At 64.9% G+C, this 18246-nt stretch carries 12 protein-coding genes; 8 read left to right on the top strand and 4 right to left on the bottom strand.

The features are described 5' to 3' along the window. The first annotated feature begins 8 nt into the window (after positions 1–8). Positions 9–1343 carry a dicarboxylate/amino acid:cation symporter gene (locus tag IVA88_RS22580; protein WP_247499364.1) on the top strand — a complete coding sequence of 445 codons (1335 nt, stop codon included), beginning with the start codon at positions 9–11 and terminating at the stop codon, positions 1341–1343. A gap of 116 nt (positions 1344–1459) precedes the next feature. On the opposite strand, the gene IVA88_RS22575 is transcribed toward IVA88_RS22580, so the two are convergent. From IVA88_RS22575 to IVA88_RS22565, 3 genes are all read right to left on the bottom strand, one after another. Continuing rightward, complete coding sequence (locus tag IVA88_RS22575) at positions 1460–2692, bottom strand: FAD-binding oxidoreductase (protein ID WP_247499363.1); 1233 nt, start codon at positions 2690–2692, stop codon at positions 1460–1462. Between the two features lie 16 nt (positions 2693–2708). Further along, positions 2709–3269: an MFS transporter gene (locus tag IVA88_RS22570; RefSeq protein WP_247499362.1), complete on the bottom strand. Its 561-nt coding sequence runs from the start codon at positions 3267–3269 to the stop codon at positions 2709–2711. A 62-nt stretch (positions 3270–3331) separates the two neighbouring features. Further along, positions 3332–4828, bottom strand: a complete 1497-nt coding sequence (locus IVA88_RS22565) for an amidase family protein (RefSeq protein WP_247499361.1) — start codon at positions 4826–4828, stop codon at positions 3332–3334. 208 nt (positions 4829–5036) lie between these two features. Here IVA88_RS22565 and IVA88_RS22560 point away from each other — a divergent pair, with 208 nt between their 5' ends. Further along, positions 5037–5720 (top strand): XRE family transcriptional regulator, encoded by a 684-nt coding sequence (locus IVA88_RS22560; protein WP_247499360.1) that lies wholly within the window; start codon positions 5037–5039, stop codon positions 5718–5720. 67 nt (positions 5721–5787) lie between these two features. On the opposite strand, the gene IVA88_RS22555 is transcribed toward IVA88_RS22560, so the two are convergent. Beyond that, the gene (locus tag IVA88_RS22555) at positions 5788–8847 is read right to left on the bottom strand and encodes a ribonuclease E/G (RefSeq protein ID WP_247499359.1); all 3060 of its coding nucleotides are present in this window, start codon (positions 8845–8847) and stop codon (positions 5788–5790) included. 704 nt (positions 8848–9551) lie between these two features. On the opposite strand from IVA88_RS22555, the gene IVA88_RS22550 reads away from it, so the two are divergent. The 6 genes from IVA88_RS22550 (at position 9552) to IVA88_RS22525 (ending at position 18243) form a co-directional block, all read left to right on the top strand. Continuing rightward, positions 9552–10844: an N-acetylmuramoyl-L-alanine amidase gene (locus tag IVA88_RS22550; protein ID WP_247499358.1), complete on the top strand. Its 1293-nt coding sequence runs from the start codon at positions 9552–9554 to the stop codon at positions 10842–10844. 292 nt (positions 10845–11136) lie between these two features. Continuing rightward, entirely contained in the window at positions 11137–13638 is a 2502-nt protein-coding gene (locus tag IVA88_RS22545; protein ID WP_247499357.1) for a penicillin-binding protein 1A, read from the top strand. Positions 13639–13835: 197 nt separating this feature from the next. Next, positions 13836–14967 (top strand): peptide chain release factor 2 gene (gene prfB, locus IVA88_RS22540; RefSeq protein ID WP_247499356.1). Its coding sequence is split into 2 segments (ribosomal slippage): positions 13836–13904 and positions 13906–14967, totalling 1131 coding nucleotides; the frame shifts between segments, so codons are not numbered across the junction. After that, positions 14967–15848: an NAD(P)-dependent oxidoreductase gene (locus IVA88_RS22535; RefSeq protein WP_247499355.1), complete on the top strand. Its 882-nt coding sequence runs from the start codon at positions 14967–14969 to the stop codon at positions 15846–15848. Before prfB ends, IVA88_RS22535 begins: the two co-directional genes overlap by 1 nt. A gap of 138 nt (positions 15849–15986) precedes the next feature. Further along, a complete protein-coding gene (locus IVA88_RS22530) occupies positions 15987–16898 on the top strand; it encodes a DMT family transporter (protein ID WP_247499354.1) in 912 nt (303 codons plus the stop codon). A 109-nt stretch (positions 16899–17007) separates the two neighbouring features. Further along, on the top strand, positions 17008–18243 hold the full coding sequence (locus IVA88_RS22525) for an ABC transporter substrate-binding protein (RefSeq protein WP_247499353.1): 1236 nt from the start codon (positions 17008–17010) through the stop codon (positions 18241–18243). Positions 18244–18246: the final 3 nt, after the last annotated feature.

Raw genomic sequence — 18246 nt, 5'->3', positions numbered from 1 at the left:
GTGAAACGATGACGACGACAACGATGGTGGGGGCGCCGGTCGCGCCGCCCGCCGCCAAGCCGTGGTACAAGGTTCTCTATGTCCAGGTGCTGATCGCGATCGTGCTCGGCGCCGTCGTCGGCTGGCTATGGCCGGACTTCGCCAAGAACGAATGGATCAAGGCGCTCGGTGACGGCTTCATCAAGCTGATCAAGATGGTGATCGCGCCGATCATCTTCTGCACCGTGGTCTCGGGCATCGCCCACATCCAGGATGCCAAGAAGGTCGGCCGCATCGGCGTCAAGGCGCTGGTCTATTTTGAGATCGTCTCGACCTTCGCCCTGGTGATCGGCCTCCTGGTCGGCAACCTCGTCAAGCCCGGCGCAGGCTTCGGCAATGCCGCGGCGAATGCGCAGGCGGTCGCCAAATTCGCGGATCAGGCCAAGGCGCAAAAGTCGGTCGACTTCGTGCTGCACGTCATTCCGGACACTGTCGTCGGCGCCTTCGCGCAAGGCGAGATCCTGCAGGTGCTGCTGTTCTCGGTGCTGTTCGGCTTCGCCATCATGGGGCTCGGCGAGCGCGGCCACACTATCCGCAGCTTCATCGATGACGCCGCGCATGCGGTGTTCGGCGTCATCTCCATCGTGATGCGCGCGGCGCCGATCGGGGCGTTCGGCGCGATGGCCTATACGATCGGCGTGTACGGCCCGACGGCGCTGGGCAATCTTCTCGGGCTGATCGCGACATTCTACGCAACGGCAGCGCTGTTCGTGTTCGTCGTGCTCGGAATCGTCGCGCGCCTTGCCGGCTTCTCGATCTTCAAGTTTCTCGCCTACATCAAGGACGAGCTGCTGATCGTGCTCGGCACCTCGTCCTCGGAAAGCGCGCTGCCGTCACTGATGGAAAAGCTCGAACGCCTTGGCTGCTCCAAGTCGGTGGTCGGCCTCGTGGTGCCCACGGGCTATTCCTTCAACCTTGACGGCACCAACATCTACATGACGCTGGCGACGCTGTTCATCGCGCAGGCGCTGGGCGTCGATCTCAGCTTCGGCCAGCAACTCACCATCCTGGTGGTGGCGATGCTGACCTCGAAAGGCGCCTCGGGCATCACAGGTGCGGGCTTCATCACGTTGGCGGCGACGCTCGCCGTGGTCGATCCGCGCCTCGTGCCGGGCATGGCGATCGTGCTCGGCATCGACAAGTTCATGAGCGAGTGCCGCGCGCTGACCAATCTGTGCGGCAACGGCGTTGCCTGCGTGATCGTCGCCTGGTGGGAGGGCGAACTCGATCGCGACAAGCTCAACGCCAACCTCGCCAAGCAGATCGATCCCACTGACATGGAAACCGCTGTCACGACGGACTGATCTGCAAGCCGTCACCGACGGCGCGCCGTCAGGTCTTGAAATAACAGGGCTGGTCGAGATCCTCGATCAGCCCTGTTTCTTTCGGCGCTCGCGGTGCTTGCGGCGAGCGCAGCGAGCTAGAACCGCTCCGGCCGGTATGGCGTCGGATCAATCGCGGGCGTCTCGCCGCTCATCATCTCGGCGAGCAGGCGTCCGGTCGCTGGCCCCAGCGTAAAACCCTGGTGACCGTGGCCGAAGTTCATCCAGAGGCCTGGATGGCGCGGAGCAGGGCCGAGCACCGGCAGCATGTCGGGCGTGCAGGGGCGGGTGCCGAACCACGGGTCGGGCTCGACGCGCCTGCCGAGGTCGATCAGCTCGCGCGCGGAGGCTTCGGCGCTGGCGAGCTGCACGGGGGTTGCGAGCGCGTCCAGCCCGGTCAGCTCCGCGCCGGTGGTGATGCGGATTCCCTTCGCCATCGGACCCATGGCGTAGCCGCCGGCCTTGTCGACCAGCGGCAGATCGAGCGACGCGCCGCCGCTGTAATGCATGTGGTAGCCGCGCTTGCGCACCAGCGGGATGCGATAGCCGAATTTGAGCAGGAGATCTGGCGACCACGGCCCGAGCGTCACGACGGCATGGGCGGCATCGATGCGTCCCTGATCCGTATCGACCGACCAGCCGGTGGCGGTCTGTTGCAAGCTCTGGGCATCACCGAGCACGATGGTGCCGCCGAGACGCTCGAACAGTTCGGCATAGGCCGTGACCAGCGCGCCAGGATCGGACACGGTCCAGGTGTCGAGCCAATGGATCGCGCCGGGCAAATCGTCGCGCAGCACAGGTTCGGCCTTGGCGAGCTCGGCGCCCGAGAGCGCACGAAACCTCACGCCGAATTCGCGCTGGTCTTCTTCCGCCGCCTTGACGGCGAGATCGAACGAAACTGCGTCGCGATGCAGATGCCGGTATCCCGCGCGGCGGATCAGATTGTCGGCATGGGCTTCGCGAATGAGGATGTCGTGCTCCGCCGTCGCGTAGGCGATCAGCCGCGCCCAGGCGCCGATCGCCTCGCGGTGCCGCTTCGGGGCGGAATGCCACCAATAGCGGAGCAGAGGCTCGATATGGAGATGAAGTGACGACAGGCTGTAACGCACGTCGTTGGTGCGGCCGGTTGCGATCTTCAGGAGCGTGGCGAGGTCGCGCGGCATCGGATAGGGGCGCACCGCTTCCGCCTGGATCATGCCGGCATTGCCGTAGCTGGTCTCGCGGCCCGGCTCCCTGCGGTCGATCAGCGTGACGGACCAGCCGCGCTGCTGCAGGTGCAGCGCCGCGCTTACGCCGATCATGCCGCCGCCGAGTACGATCGCGCTTTGCATCGGAAGAAATCCCCTGTCAGGCCGTCTGCGGAGCGAGCTTCGGCTCGGCCGTATTGATGGTCGCGGCGACCACGACGGACAACGCCGTCATCGCCACGAGGAAGCCGAAGGCGGCATCGAACGATCCGGTTCCGGTCACGATGAAGCCGATGGCGACGGGTGCGACGAAGCCCGCGCTCTGGCCGCCGAGATTGACCATGCCGATCCCAGATCCGATCTGGTCGTCGCGCAGCAGCTTGGTCGGAAGCGCAATCACCGAGGCCAGCACGAAGGATTTGAAGAAATAGACCACCGACTGGTAGGTGATCAGCATCACGATCGTCTCCGTCTTGTACATGGCGTAGAGGAAGATGCCGGTCAATGCGGAGGCGCCGATCAGCAGATACTTTTCGCGCTCGGCGAAGAACGTCGTCATCATGCTGATGACGATGCCGAGATCTGCGGCCTGGAGGTTGAAGTCCTTGCCGATCTGCGCCAGCGCCAGCGAGATCGCCGCGCGGTCGACATAGGAGATGCAGTAGGCGATGTAGAGCAGGACGAATGCGACGGCGCTGGTCCGCCTCGGCAATTCCGTCATCCTCGTCTCCGTTGCGCCGGCGCTGCAGCTAGGACTGGCTTCGGGTCATTCCCAGGTTTTGTTCATTCCCAAGTCAGGAAGCCGGGTACGGCCGACAGCGGCGCCGCCGCGGCAAGCCGCGCCAGATCGGGCGCCGGCCGGCACAATTGCGCGTCGCCGGCGAACGCCGCCTCGAGGCTCGCGGCCACCGACAGCACGGCGGCGTCGCCGCCACGCGGACCGACGATCTGGAGACCGAAAGGCAGCCCGGCTTCATCGAGGCCGAGAGGAATGCTGATCGCGGGATGGCCGGGAAGCGTGACGGCATAAGCGAGCGCGAGCCAATGGAAGTAGGATTTCGTAGCTACCCCGTCGATCTCGGCGGGATGAGGCTCCGACCACGGCCGCGGGCTGAGCGTGATGGTCGGGCTGATCAGCACGTCGCAGCTTTCGAAGAAGCTTTGCCAGGCGCGATAGATCCGCGTCTGCGTTGTTGCGGCGCGGGCGTGATCTTCCAGCGTGTAGCCGAGGCCTTCCTCGACATTGGCGCGGACATTGGGGCCGAGCATCTCGGGCCGCTCCTTGTAGTTCTTGCCGTGCGTCGCCAGGAACATGCCGGCACGAAGCACCGCGAAGGCATCGTCGGCGCCGGCGCAATCCGGCGTCGCCTCGCGGCATTCGGCGAAGAGCGGTGCAAGCTTGCTCACGCGATGGCGGAACACGCGCCGGATCGCCTGCTCGGTCGGGGCGAAGCCGAAGTCTTCGGTGAAGGCGAGGCGCAGCCCGCCGAGTTCTGCGGGGCGCGGAGCGGCCCAGCGCTCGGCACGAGCGCGCAAGGGCTCGCCGGGCAGGGTATAGGCGAGCGGATCGCGAGCGTCGTCGCTCGCCATCACCGACAGCATCAGCGCGGTGTCGGCGACATTGCGCGCCATCGGCCCGTCGGTCGACAAATTGGACCAGCCGAACACGCGCTTCTCGCTGGCCACGAGGCCGTAGGACGGACGCATGCCGACAATGCCGGCGAAGCCCGCCGGATTGCGCAACGAGCCGCCGGTGTCCGAGCCCGAGGCGAGCGGCGCCATGCCGCAGGCGAGCGCCACCGCCGAGCCGCCGGAAGAGCCGGCCGCCGAGCGCATCGGATCGAACGGATTGCCGGTCGCGCCGAACACGGGGTTGCGGGTGTTGCCCCCAGCCGCCCATTCCGGCGTGTTGGTCTTGCCGAAGATGATGGCGCCGGCCGCGCGCAGCCGCGCGACCGAGGCTTGGTCGGAGGCCGGGACGTTGTCCCGTTGCAACGGGCTGCCATAGGTGGTGCGCAGCCGAGCGGTATCCTGGGTGTCCTTGATGAGAACGGGAAGCCCATGGAGCGCGCCCCCATCCTCGCCGCGGAGGATGGCGGCCTCGGCTTTCTTGGCAGCGGCGCGAGCGCCAGGTTCGTCCAGCGTCACCACGGCGTTGACGGCGGGATTGACGGTGGCGATCCGCGACAGGCACGAATCCAGCAGCTCGACGGGCGAGATCTCCCGGGCGGCCAGGCGGCGGCGCAGCTCAATAGCGGTGGAATCGCAGAGTTCGGACAACGCCAATCCCTTTCATATTCTGAAAACGATTTAGCATATCGGAAAGTAGGAGCGGCGCATCAATATTCGCCAGATCCGGCTGTTTCATGCGCAAATGCTGGCCAATCTACTCAACCGGCGACCAAATGGGGAGCGTGGGATCGATTTCGGCCGAACAGATTAGACGGATCGGTCAACATTTTCTCTGCCGCCGTGATAGACTTGCTCTATGAGCGAGATCATGACGACGCCGGAGGGCGCGAACTCCCAGCTCGGCCAATGCCTCAAGGCTGCCCGGCAGGCGCGAGGGCTGACGCTGAAGCAAGTGGCGGAGCGGACCGGGATGGCGCTGTCGACCCTGTCCAAGGTCGAGAACGGGCTGATGTCGCTAACCTACGACAAGCTGCTCCAGCTCACCTCGGGCTTGAAGATGGAGATCGCCGAGCTGTTCAATCCGGCGCCCCCGCGTCCCGAACAGACCCGGCCGGTCACGGCGCGCCGGAGCATCAGCCGTGCCGGGCAGGGGCAGGTGATCACGACGGGCTTCTACACCTACACGTACCAATGCACCGATCTGATCGGCAAACGCATGGTGCCGATCCTGGCGGAAGTCCGGGCGCGCTCACTGGCGGAGTTCGGTCCGCTGCTGCGCCACGCCGGCGAGGAATATTTCGTGGTGACGAGCGGACGCGTTGCCGTCCACACTGAGTTCTACGCGCCGGAGATCCTGGGCGAGGGCGACGGCATCTATCTCGACAGCACCATGGGCCACGCCTACCTCAACGCCGGCGATGCGCCTTCTGCGACAGGCGTCTGCCTCTGCACCAGCGAGGCGCCTGACCTTTATGATCAGCTCCGCCGGATCGCATCGCGCGACGCGGCGCCGATCGCAGGCGATCCGCCGTCGCTCTGAACTCGGCAAAGCGAGCGTGCAACGAAAAACGCCCGGCCAAGGCCGGGCGTTTTTGATTGGCGCTTGTTTATTCGCCGCCGCCGAAGCGGCGCGACCACCAGCCGGCGCGACGCGGTGCGGTCGGTGTCTCGCTTGCCGCTGTCGGCGCGGGCTTCGGAGCCGGTGCGGGCGGGACAACCGGCTCGGCCGCTTGCGTAACGGGTGCCGGTTCACTCTGGCTGCCCGACAGGAAGCTTACCTTTTCCCGAACCGTAGAACGGCGTCGTGCGGCCTTGTCGTCGGCGCGCTCTTCGTCCGCGGCAGCAGGAGCCGGCTCAGGCCGGGCCGCTGCCTCGATCCGTGCCTCGGCGCGCGGCTCGGGCTGGGTGACCTGCGGCTCTGAACTGTGCTCCGTCTGCGCGATCGAGGGCGCAGCCTCGCCGCCGAAACCATCGAAATCGGCGACTGCGTCGGTCGCCTCCGACGGCGCATTGGCAGCGAGTTCGTCGCCGATGGAGCCGGCGAGACCTTCCTCGCCCGGACCACGACGGCGGCGTCCGCCACGGCGACCACGCCGGCGACGGCGGTCGGCGCTGCCCTGTTGCTCGCCACGGGCTGATTGGTCCTCGCCTTCCTCGCCGTCCGGCTCGGCCTCGACATCCTCTTCGCCTTCGCCGGCCGCCACGGCAGTCTCGGCAACAGCGGGAGCGCCATCCTCGCGCGACTCCTCGTCGCGCTGGCCACCGCGACCGCGACGGCGCCGGCGACGCTTGCGGCGCTGGCTGTCCTGCTCGGAAGCGGCGTCGCCTGCGACCTGCTCCTCCGCGAGACCTTCGGTCTCCTCGGTTTCGACCTCGGATTCGGTCTCCGGGTCGAACTCTTCTTCGTCATAGGCTTCTTCGACCAGGGGGGGCGGGCTTGCGGCCGCCTGCGCCGCCAGCAGAGCCTTGGCGGCTTCCAGCGTATGCACCTGCTCGCCGCGGTCGATGACATAGGCCTGCGGTCCGCTGACGCTTGCGTCGGCGATGACCGACAAAGTGACCTTGAAGCCGTTCTCGAGGTCGCGCAGATGACCGCGCTTTTGGTTCAGCACGTAGAGCGCGACGTCGGTGCGGGTGCGGACCACGAGATTGTGGGTCGCGCCTTTCATCAGGGTCTCTTCGAGGCCGCGCAGCAACTGGAGCGCAACCGAGGACACCGAGCGCACATGGCCGGTGCCGCCGCAATGCGTGCAGGGATCGGTCGAGGACTCCAGCACACTGGCGCGGATGCGCTGGCGCGACATCTCGAGCAGGCCGAAATGCGAGATGCGTCCGACCTGGATGCGCGCACGGTCCTGCCGGAGGCAATCGGACATCTTGCGCTCGACCGCGCGATTGTTGCGCTTCTCGTCCATGTCGATGAAGTCGATGACGATCAGGCCCGCGAGGTCGCGCAGCCGAAGCTGACGCGCAACCTCTTCGGAGGCCTCGAGATTGGTCTTGAGCGCGGTGTCCTCGATATGATGCTCGCGTGTCGAGCGTCCGGAGTTGACGTCGATCGAGACCAGCGCTTCGGTCTGGTTGATCACGATATAGCCGCCGGAGCGCAGCTGCACGGTCGGCGAGAACATCGCATCGAGCTGGCTTTCGACGCCCATGCGCGAAAACAGCGGCTGGCCGTCGCGATACTGCTTCACCGCGCTCACGTTGGCGGGCATCAGCATCTTCATGAAGTCGCGCGCTTCGCGGTAGCCGGCTTCGCCCGCCACCTGGATCTCGTCGATCTCCTTGTTGTAGAGGTCGCGCAGCGAGCGCTTGATCAGCGAGCCTTCCTCGTAGACGAGGGTCGGGGCCTGCGACTTCAGCGTCATGTCGCGCACCGTCTCCCACATCCGGATCAGGTACTCGAAATCGCGCTTGATCTCGGGTTTGGTGCGGGCGGCACCCGCCGTGCGCAGAATGATGCCCATGCCCTCGGGCACGTCGAGATCCTGCACCACTTCCTTCAGGCGTGAACGGTCCTGCGCGCTGGTGATCTTGCGGCTGATGCCGCCGCCGCGCGCGGTGTTCGGCATCAAAACAGCATAGCGGCCGGCGAGCGAGAGGTAGGTCGTCAGCGCCGCCCCCTTGTTGCCGCGCTCTTCCTTGACGACCTGCACCAGCATCACCTGGCGGCGCTTGATGACTTCCTGGATCTTGTACTGGCGGCGCGGACGGAAGGTGCGCTCCGGCACTTCCTCCAGCGCATCGTCGCCGCCGACGGATTCAACGACGTCCTCTTCGGCTTCCTCGTCGTCCTCGTCTTCGTCGGTGTCGTGGTCCTCGGATTCGTGATGCGGAGTCTCGGCGCTCTCGCCTGCGGCGTACACGGCGTCGGCAGGCTCAACGGCGGATGTCACGGCCTCGGCGAGATCGTCGGCGTGTGCATCGGAGGCAACCGCCTGCGGCTCGGCGAAGGCCTCGATTGCGACCGCGGGCTCGGCGCCGATTGCTGCGACAGGCGCCGGCGTCTCGTCGGCGTGATCATGGTCGTGATGATCGTGCTCGCCGTGATGACCCTGGTCGTCATGATCGTGGGCGTGTTGGCCCTCACCATGGGCATGATGATGGTCGTCGTGGTCATGTCCTTCGTGGTCATGATCGTGATGATCGTGGCCTTCGTGCTCGCCGTGATGCTCCGCGCCTGCGTGCAGGTGCTCGCCCTCGTGCGAAGCGCCCTCAGGCAGGGCCGCGCCCTGGATCTGCTGGGTCGCGGGATCGGCGCCTTCGACGATGTCGCTGCGGACGCGCTCGCCATGGCTGCGGCGGCGGGAGTTGCGGTGGCGCGAGCGGCGGCGGCCCTGGGAACGGTTCTCGCTCTCTTCCTCGGCCTCGCGATGGGCCTGCTCCTCGGCTTCGATCAGCGCCTGCCGGTCAGCGACCGGGATCTGGTAGTAATCGGGATGGATTTCGCTGAAGGCGAGGAAGCCATGGCGGTTGCCGCCATATTCGACGAAGGCGGCCTGGAGCGAGGGTTCGACCCTTGTGACCTTGGCGAGGTAGATGTTCCCGCGCAGTTGCTTGCGTTGCGCGGTCTCGAAATCAAACTCTTCGACGCGATTGCCGCGGACCACGACGACCCGGGTCTCTTCCGGGTGGGTGGCATCGATCAACATCTTGTTGGGCATGTCTTAACTCTTGGCGGCGGCGGGCGCGATTCACCGTGGGCGCCATCAGCGCTGCCGGGTGACGCGACGGTCCACCTGATTCGGGGGTGAGGGGAAGGCCGAAACGCCGTCTCTCGCGCCTTGCCGAACCGGAAGCCGGAGGACCGAAGCGGCGCGCGGAATTGTCACTCCGCAGCGTCGCGAATGGTCCTTCAGAATTGGTCGGCACAGTCTGGCGCATCAAGCGTCGGCCCGTATGAAACATTGGGCGGCGGGGCCGCCCATCAATCAGTTGCTGCTGGCCAGGCATGGCGCGAGCGCGCTCGCCTTGGGTATTACGAACCGCTCCCTTGGGATTAAGGGACCGGGTAACGGGTTGCGCCGCTGTCAGAACCGTCCCGGAAACGTGGTGGTAACCGGGGACCGTCCGCCGCCGGGGCTTGCCCCGCTCCACCTCGCTGCCGCGCACCGCGCTGGACCTAGAGGGGAACGGAAAAACGCTGGAATTCCCAAACCTTGAGAGTTCCGGCGCTGCACCGGGAGGCTGAATGCGACACAACCGGAAATATCGGCCGTCAGCATTCCGTACATACGTGGATTGGGCCATCCGTGCAAGGAGCGTCGCACGGTGGTCACAGTCAGCGAGTTTCGCGTGTCTGTCATTAAGGATCGTTTAACCCTGTGGTTCTATTGCGTTAAAGAGGCTGCTCGGAGGCACGGAATCGGTGGCGAGCCGCGCAAATCAAAGGATCTTGCTGGGATGCGTGCTGCTCTGCGCCGCGGTATTGCCGTGCGCTGATTCCTCGCGCCTGAAGGCGGCGGAAAGTCGGCCTCAACCCACTGTTGCGTCAGCGAATTTCCCAACGGCCTCGGCCGCCCGGCTGGCCGGTGACGGCAAGCAGACTCGCTTTATCCTCGACATCGACCAGGCCGTTACCTTCCGCGCCGTCACGCTGGCCGACCCGTATCGGGTGGTGGTCGACGTCCCCCAGGTCAATTTTCAACTCCCCGCGGGGACCGGGGCCGCGGGACGGGGACTGGTCAAGGCCTTCCGCTACGGGCTGGTGATGCCCGGCGGGTCGCGAATCGTGTTCGATCTGGCGGGCCCGGCCAAGATCGCCAATTCCTATGTGGTGGAGGCCGCCAACGGTCAGCCGGCGCGGCTGGTGCTCGAGTTGGAGGAAGTCGAACGCTCCGCCTTCGTGGCGTCGCTCCCTCCGGAAAACCGTCCTGAGTTGCGGCCCGCTATTGCCGATCCGCCGCCCGCGACGGTTCCCGCGTCCGCCCCCCCTGACGCCGGGCAAAAGGCCGATGGCCGCGCGGTGGTCGTGATCGATCCCGGCCATGGCGGCATCGACAACGGCACGCAGTCGAGCGGTGAGAGCGAGAAGAATCTGGTGCTGGCGTTTGGCCTGGCGCTGCGCGAACGGCTGGAAAAGACCGGCAAATATCGCGTGGTAATGACACGGGACGACGACACCTTCATCCCGCTCAACGACCGGGTCAAAGTCGCCCGCAGCCTCAAGGCGGCATTGTTCGTCTCTATTCACGCCGACGCACTGCCGCGTGCCGAAGGCGATGCGCAGGGCGCGACCATCTACACCTTGTCCGACAAGGCCTCCGACGCCGAGGCGCAGCGACTGGCGGACGCGGAAAACCGGGCGGACGCTATTGCCGGCTTCAACCTCGCGGAGGAGCCGACCGATGTCGCTGACATCCTGATCGATCTCACCCAACGGGAAACCCGCACCTTTTCAAGTCGTTTTGCCCGCCTGTTGATGGGCGAAATGAAGTCGACGGTGCGGATGCACAAGCATCCCCTGAAGTCGGCCGGCTTCCGGGTGCTGAAGGCGCCCGACGTGCCGTCGGTCCTGGTCGAGATCGGCTATGTCTCCAACAAGGGCGACCTCGAGCATCTGGTCTCCGAGGGATGGCGGTCGCGTGCCGTGGGCTCGATGGCGCAGGCGATCGACGGGTTTTTGGCCAAGCGGCTGGTCACGGCCGGATCGTCGAATTGACGACCGGGGGGATCGTCGAATTGAGCAAGGGATTCTGAGAGGGATTTTCCGTCCCGCCGCAAAAGCCCTAGTTTGGCCACAGCGGGCGCTTTATAAAAACCCCGCAGGGGGTTCCGGAATCGGCGAGAATCCCGTTCGGCAAGCGTCTTGGTTCCGGCACGGACAGTATTGAGTGGGCCGGTGAATTCGTGACGTGAGATTGGCGCCTGTTTTATGTGCCAAAGGCTGATCAATCTTGAGCTGATCTTGGCTGATCCTGGGCTGAACCAGAGTTTGAACGGATAAATACATAATGCGCTTGCTGGTGCGGTTCATGGGCTTCCTGTTCGCCGCGGGAACGGTGTTGTTCCTCGTCGGTGTCGGTGCCGTCGCAGGCCTGATCTGGCATTTCTCCAAGGACTTGCCGGACTACTCTCAGCTTCAGGATTACGAGCCGCCGGTGATGACCCGCGTGCATGCGACCGACGGTTCGCTGCTCGGCGAATACGCCAAGGAGCGGCGGCTTTATTTGCCGATCCAGGCGGTGCCGAAACTCGTGATCAACGCCTTCCTCGCAGCCGAGGACAAGAATTTCTACGAGCATGGCGGCATCGACTACACCGGCATGGCGCGCGCCGGCGTGGTCTACATCCAGAACTACGGCTCCAACCGCCGTCCGCAGGGCGCATCCACGATCACCCAGCAGGTCGCCAAGAACTTCCTTCTGACCAACGAGGTCTCCTTCGCCCGCAAGATCAAGGAAGCCTTGCTGGCCATGCGGATCGAGAAGACGTACTCGAAGGACAAGATCCTCGAGCTGTATCTGAATGAAATCTATCTGGGCCTTGGCGCCTACGGCATCGCGGCCGCGTCGCTGGTTTATTTCGACAAGTCGGTGAACGAGCTGACGGTGGCGGAAGCGTCCTATCTCGCGGCGCTGCCGAAGATGCCCGCGACGCTTCATCCCGTCCGTAACCGCGATCGCGCCATCGAGCGCCGCAACTACGTGATTGACCGCCTGGTCGAGAATGGCTGGGTCAAGCAGGCCGACGCCGACAAGGCGCGCAAGGAGCCTCTCGCCGTCACCAGCCGTTCCAACGGCGCCCACACCTTCGCCGGCGAATATTTCGCCGAGGAAGTGCGCCGCGACATCTTCGAGCGCTACGGCGAGAAGAAGCTCTACGAGGGCGGCCTCTCTGTCCGCACCACGCTCGATCCCAAGATCCAGGTGATGGCGCGCAAGACCATGGTCTCCGGCCTCGTGAATTATGACGAGCAGCAGGGCTATCGCGGCGCCATGAGCAAGCTCGATATTTCGGGCGATTGGGGCGTGAAACTCGCCGAGATCAAGGCGCTCTCCGACATCTCGCCATGGCGCATGGCGGTGGTGCTGGAGACCAGCGATCAGTCCGCGCGCATCGGCTTCCAGCCGAGCCGCGAGCTCGGCGGCGCCGTGAGCAAGCAGCGCGAGACCGGCCTCATCACGCTCGATGGCATCAAATGGGCAAGGGCGGCCTCGGGGGCTGCGAAGGGCAGGGCGGCGAGCGCGGTGTCGCAGGTGCTCCAGCCCGGCGACGTGATCTATGCCGATCCGCTGTACAAGGACGGCCAGCCCGTCGAGGGCCAGTACCGGCTGCGCCAGATCCCCGAAGTGTCCGGCGCGATGGTGGTGATGGACCCCTGGACCGGCCGCGTGCTGGCGATGGTCGGCGGCTTCTCGTTCGACCAGAGCCAGTTCAACCGGGCCACGCAGGCCTATCGGCAGCCCGGCTCGTCGTTCAAGCCGATCGTCTATTCGGCCGCGCTCGACAACGGCTATACGCCCTCCACCGTCGTGCTTGACGCTCCCATTGAAATCGACCAGGGCCAGGGCGCGGGCGTGTGGCGGCCTGAAAACTTCTCCTCAGGCAAGTTCCAGGGCCCGGTGACGCTGCGCAATGCGCTGCGGCAGTCGCTCAACACGGTGACGGTGCGCCTCGCCCAGGACATCGGCATGCCCCTGATCGGCGAATATGCCCGCCGCTTCGGCGTCTATGACGAGCTGCCGAACTATCTGTCCTACGCGCTCGGCGCGGGCGAGACCACGGCGATGCGCATGGTCACGGCCTATTCGATGCTCGCCAATGGCGGCCGCCGGGTGAAGCCGACCCTGATCGACCGCATCCAGGATCGCTACGGCCACACCATCTTCAAGCACGATCAGCGCGAATGCCGTGGCTGCGACGCGCCGGGCGGCTGGAAGAACCAGAACGAGCCGCAGCTGATCGACCGCCGCGAGCAGGTGCTGGATTCCATGACCGCCTATCAGATCACCGAGCTGATGGAAGGTGTGGTCCAGGCCGGTACTGCGACCGTGGTCAAGGCGGTCGGCAAGCCGATCGCCGGCAAGACCGGCACCACCAACGAGGCCAAGGACGCCTGGTTCGTCGGCTTCTCGCCCGACGTCGCCGTTGCCATCTACATGGGCTACGACAAGCCGCGCCCGCTCGGCAAAGGCAACGCTGCGACCGGCGGCCATCTCGCAGCTCCGATCGCACGCGACTTCCTCCAGCTCGCGCTGGCCGACAAGCCCGCGGTCCCGTTCAAGGTGCCGGCCGGCATCAAGCTGGTGCGCGTCGTCTCCAAGACCGGCATGCGCGCAGGTCCCGGCGAGACCGGCGGAACCATTCTCGAAGCCTTCAAGCCCGGCACGGCGCCGCCGGACAACTACTCCGTCATCGGCGTTGCCGATGCCGACGGTCGCATGCCGGCATCGCAGCAGCAGCAGCCGGATTCGGGCTTCTTCATGCGCCCGGGCACCGGCGGGTTGTACTAGGGCTTAGGACAAGACAGACGTTCTTCGCGGCGGCGGTTGCGCTTTGCAGCCGCCGCCGCTACATCCGACAAAGCGCGATGATGAATCATCGCGCTTCAGAGTTTTGTTTTGCGCATGATCTGATCGGGAAACCGCTGCACACTTTCCCGGATCATGCGCCATGCACGCGGGACCATTCCGCGAGACCAGAGAACCACATGCGCGCCGAAATCGAACGGTTGGTAGAAGAGATCAAGCAGTCAGTCGGGCTGCTGAGGAGGCATCTTTGACGTCGAGAAATCGACGGCGCGCCTCGCTGAGCTGAACAAGCTCGCAGAAGATCCCAATCTCTGGAACGATCCCCAGAAAGCCCAGAAACTGATGCAGGAGCGAACCTCGCTTGAGGATTCGCTCTCCGGCATCGGCAAGGTCGAGCAGGAGCTCGAAGACGATGTCGGCATGATCGAACTCGGCGAAGCCGAGGGCGATGAGGGCGTCGTCAAGGAAGCCGAAGCTGCGCTGAAGAACCTCAAAAAGGAAGTCGCGCGGCGCGAGCTCGAGGCGCTGCTATCGGGCGAAGCCGACAGCTTCGATTCCTATCTCGAAGTGCATGCCGGCGCCGGTGGCACCGAGAGCCAGGACTGGGCGCAGATGCTGCTCCGCATGTACTCGCGCTGGGCCGAAACCCACGGCTTCAAGGTCGAGATGCTGGAAGAGTCCGAGGGCGAAGAGGCCGGCATCAAGTCCGCGACCATCCAGGTCTCCGGCCACAATGCCTATGGCTGGCTGAAGACCGAGGCGGGCGTGCACCGCCTGGTGCGGATATCGCCATTCGATTCCAACGCGCGGCGGCACACCTCGTTCTCGTCGGTTGCCGTGTTCCCCGTCATTGACGACAGCATCAAGATCGACATCAAGGAATCCGACGTCCGCGTCGACACCATGCGCTCCGGTGGTGCCGGCGGCCAGCACGTCAACAAGACCGAGTCCGCGGTACGGCTGACGCATATCCCGACCGGCGTGGCAGTAGTCTGCCAGGCCGGCCGCTCCCAGCACAAGAACAAGGCGCAGGCCTGGGACATGCTGCGCGCGCGGCTTTACCAGATCGAGCTGAAGCGGCGTGAAGAGAAGGCCGCCGCCGACCAGGCCGCCAAGACCGATATCGGCTGGGGCCACCAGATCCGCTCCTATGTGCTGCAGCCCTATCAGATGGTGAAGGATCTGCGCACGGGCGTGCAGACCTCCGACACATCAGGCGTGCTCGGCGGCGATCTCGACGAGTTCATGGCCGCGACCTTGGCGCAGCGCGCCTTCGGCACCACGGGCGCGGACATCGAGGACGTCGATTGATGCGCCGAATAGCCTTCATCGGGCTTGGACGGATGGGCCACGGCATGGCCGGCCGCTATCTCGATGCCGGTTTTACGGTGACGCTGTGGAATCGCAGCAAGGCCAAGGCGGAAGACTTGATCGCGCGCGGCGCGCTCTGGGCGACCTCGCCGAAGGATGCCGCGATCGACGCCGACGCCGTCGTGACCATGGTCGCCGATGACGAGGCCTCGCGCGCCGTCTGGCTCGGACCCGAGGGCGCGGGCAAGACGGCCACGGCCGGCACCATCGCGGTCGAATGCTCCACCGTCTCGTATGACCACGCCCGCGAGATGGGCCGCGAGCTGAACGCGCGCGGGCTCATCTACATCGATTGCCCCGTGACCGGATTGCCGGATGCTGCCGCCAGCGGAAAGCTGACGCTCTTGGTTGGCGCCGACGCGGCCGATCTCGAACGGGCACGGCCCTATCTCGAACCGATCGGCTCGACCATCCGCCATTTCGGCGCGGTCGGCTCCGGCACGGTTTACAAGCTCATCAACAATCTCATGGGTGCGATCCAGATCGCCGGCCTCGCAGAGGGACTGGCGATCGCCGAGCAGGCGGGGCTCGAGATGAACCTGGTGCTGGAATCGATTCTGTCAGGCGTGGCCGCGAGCCCGCAAGTGCAGCGCCACTCCAAGCGCATGGTGGCTCGCGATTTCAGCGGCGCGACGTTCACGTCGGCGCTGCGGCACAAGGATGCCGCCTACGCCGTGAAGCTCGCCGAAGGCCTGCTGGCGGACAAGCCGCTGGTCGCGCGTGCCGCCGTCGAGTCCTATGCGCGGGCGAAAGCCGCCATGCCGCATGACGACGAAGGCAAGATGATCGAGCTGGTGTCGCGACCGAAGAAGCCGTCCTAGCGGATCACATCGACATGGGGCAGCCTCGTTCGCTCCGTTCGTGCATCGGCTTCGTAAACCGATGCTTCATCGGAAATCGGGTGGCTGTTTCGGACGCGCCATACTAGGCGGCAGGCTCGGCCACCCAGGTGAGACGCCATGCCCCCGAACGACAACCGGATTGACGCGCGAGACTGGTCGCTGCTCGCTGTGCTCTCGGTCCTCTGGGGCGGCTCGTTCTTTTTCAACGGCGCCGCGCTACGGGAATTGCCGCCGCTCACGCTGGTGTTTTTGCGCGTTGCACTTGGCTCGGCCATTCTGGTGCCGCTGCTCCGTATCCAGGGCATCGGTTTTCCCAAGGGTATCACGGGCTGGAAGCCGTTCGTCGCGATCGGGCTCCTCAACAACGTCATCCCGTTCTCTCTGATCGTGATCGGCCAGACTCTCATTCCGAGCGGTTTGGCGTCGATCCTGAACGCGACCACGCCACTGTTCACGGTGATGGTGATGGCGGCCGCGGGCGAAGAGGCCTTGCAGCTGCGGCGCGTCGCCGGCGTAGCCCTGGGCCTCGCCGGCGTGATCATCCTGCGCGGATGGGGCGTTGAAACACGGGCAGGACAGGGGTTCGGCATCCTGCTCTGCCTGGGCGGCGCCTTCAGCTATGGCTTTGCGGCGCTGGCGGCGCGGCGGCTGTTGAAGGACTCGACCCCGCTGGGGACGGCAGCGTTTCAACTGATGGCTTCCACGGTGATGATGGCGCTCGTCGCGGGCGCGGTGGAGCAGCCGTGGCGTCTGGCGATGCCGGGCCTCACGACATGGCTCGCGGTGCTTGGCCTTGCCGGCTTGTCGACGGCGCTCGCCTATATCGTCTTCTTCCAGATCCTGCGGCGCTCGGGCGCGACCAATGTGATGCTGGTGACGCTGCTCATTCCCGTCACCGCCATTCTTCTGGGATGGCTGGTCCTGGATGAGCCGATCTCCATGCATGAGATCGCGGGCGCAATTGTCATCGGCAGCGCATTGCTGGTGATTGACGGACGCCTCATGAACCTGCCGCGGCGCGTCGTTTAAGTTCCAGAGCCGCCGTTTCACCTCGCGGAAAATCACGGCGCTTGCCAGCCGCAAGCGGCCTTGCGACACTCTCGGCAAAACAAGACTATAAAATACAGGGGAGAGAACGATGCCGGGTCGTCGCAACAACCTTGCTGCCCTCGTCATGCTTGCTGCCGCAGTGTCGGCGGCAACATCAGCTCTGGCGCAGAAGAAATACGATCCCGGCGTCACCGATACCGAAATCAAGCTCGGCAACATCATGCCCTATAGCGGGCCGGCGTCGTCCTATGGTGTGATCGGCAAGACCGAGGCCGCCTTCTTCAAGATGATCAACGACCAGGGCGGCATCAACGGCCGCAAGATCGACTTCATCAGCTATGACGACGCTTATTCGCCGCCAAAGGCGATCGAGCAGGCGCGCAAGCTGGTCGAGAGCGACGAGGTGTTGCTGATCTTCCAGCCGCTCGGCACGCCCTCCAATTCCGCGATCATGAAATACATGAACGCCAAGAAAGTGCCGCAGCTCTTCGTCGCGTCCGGAGGCACCAAGTTCGGTGACCCCAAGAATTTCCCGTGGACCATGGGATTCCAGCCGAACTACCAGAGCGAGGGACGGATCTACGCAAAGTATATCCGTGACAATTTTCCGAACAGCAAGATCGCGGTGTTTTGGCAGAACGACGACGCCGGCAAGGACCAGTTCAAGGGCCTGAAGGATGGGCTTGGCGACAAGGCCAGCATGATCATCGCCGACAAATCCTACGAGGTCAGCGATCCCTCGATCGACTCGCAGATCGTGGCATTGCACGATTCCGGCGCCGACATTTTCTTCTCATGGGCCGCGCCAAAGGGATCGGCGCAGGCGATCCGGAAGGTCGGCGAACTCGGCTGGAAGCCGAAATTCTTCCTGGCCAACACCGCGACCTCGGTCGCCTCGGTGCTCAAGCCCGCCGGGCTTGATTATGCCAAGGACATCATCTCGACCGTCTATCTCAAGGACCCGACCGATCCGACCTGGGACAAGGATCCTGCGGTGATCAAATGGCGCGCGTTCATGGACAAATATTACCCTGATGGCGACAAGGCAAATTCCAACAATGTCTACGGTTACGTCCAGGCCGAGGCGATGGCGCAGGTGCTGAAGCAGTGCGGCGACAATCTCACGCGTGACAACGTCATGAAGCAGGCCACGAGCCTGAAGAATTTTCACACCGACTTGATGCTGCCCGGCATCATGGTGAACACCTCAGCCGACGATTATTTTCCGATCGAGCAGATGCAGCTGATGCGCTTCAACGGGCAGGCCTGGGAGCTGTTCGGCGACGTCATCACCGGTGAGGTCGGCCACGAGCGCAGCCAATGAAAT

This window comes from Bradyrhizobium sp. 149 (assembly GCF_023073915.1).
GTDB lineage: Bacteria > Pseudomonadota > Alphaproteobacteria > Rhizobiales > Xanthobacteraceae > Bradyrhizobium.
Note: the sequence above shows the minus strand (reverse complement) of the source record. Positions and strands in the feature narration are given on the sequence as shown.

Bases quoted from the DNA above. Each gene is read 5' to 3' on its own strand.
- IVA88_RS22525 (WP_247499353.1), top strand. From the start codon at position 17,008: ATGCCGGGTCGTCGCAACAACCTTGCTGCCCTCGTCATGCTTGCTGCC.
- IVA88_RS22570 (WP_247499362.1), bottom strand. From the start codon at position 3,269: ATGACGGAATTGCCGAGGCGGACCAGCGCCGTCGCATTCGTCCTGCTC.
- IVA88_RS22555 (WP_247499359.1), bottom strand. From the start codon at position 8,847: ATGCCCAACAAGATGTTGATCGATGCCACCCACCCGGAAGAGACCCGG.
- IVA88_RS22575 (WP_247499363.1), bottom strand. From the start codon at position 2,692: ATGCAAAGCGCGATCGTACTCGGCGGCGGCATGATCGGCGTAAGCGCG.
- IVA88_RS22545 (WP_247499357.1), top strand. From the start codon at position 11,137: ATGCGCTTGCTGGTGCGGTTCATGGGCTTCCTGTTCGCCGCGGGAACG.
- IVA88_RS22535 (WP_247499355.1), top strand. From the start codon at position 14,967: ATGCGCCGAATAGCCTTCATCGGGCTTGGACGGATGGGCCACGGCATG.
- IVA88_RS22530 (WP_247499354.1), top strand. From the start codon at position 15,987: ATGCCCCCGAACGACAACCGGATTGACGCGCGAGACTGGTCGCTGCTC.
- IVA88_RS22580 (WP_247499364.1), top strand. From the start codon at position 9: ATGACGACGACAACGATGGTGGGGGCGCCGGTCGCGCCGCCCGCCGCC.
- IVA88_RS22560 (WP_247499360.1), top strand. From the start codon at position 5,037: ATGAGCGAGATCATGACGACGCCGGAGGGCGCGAACTCCCAGCTCGGC.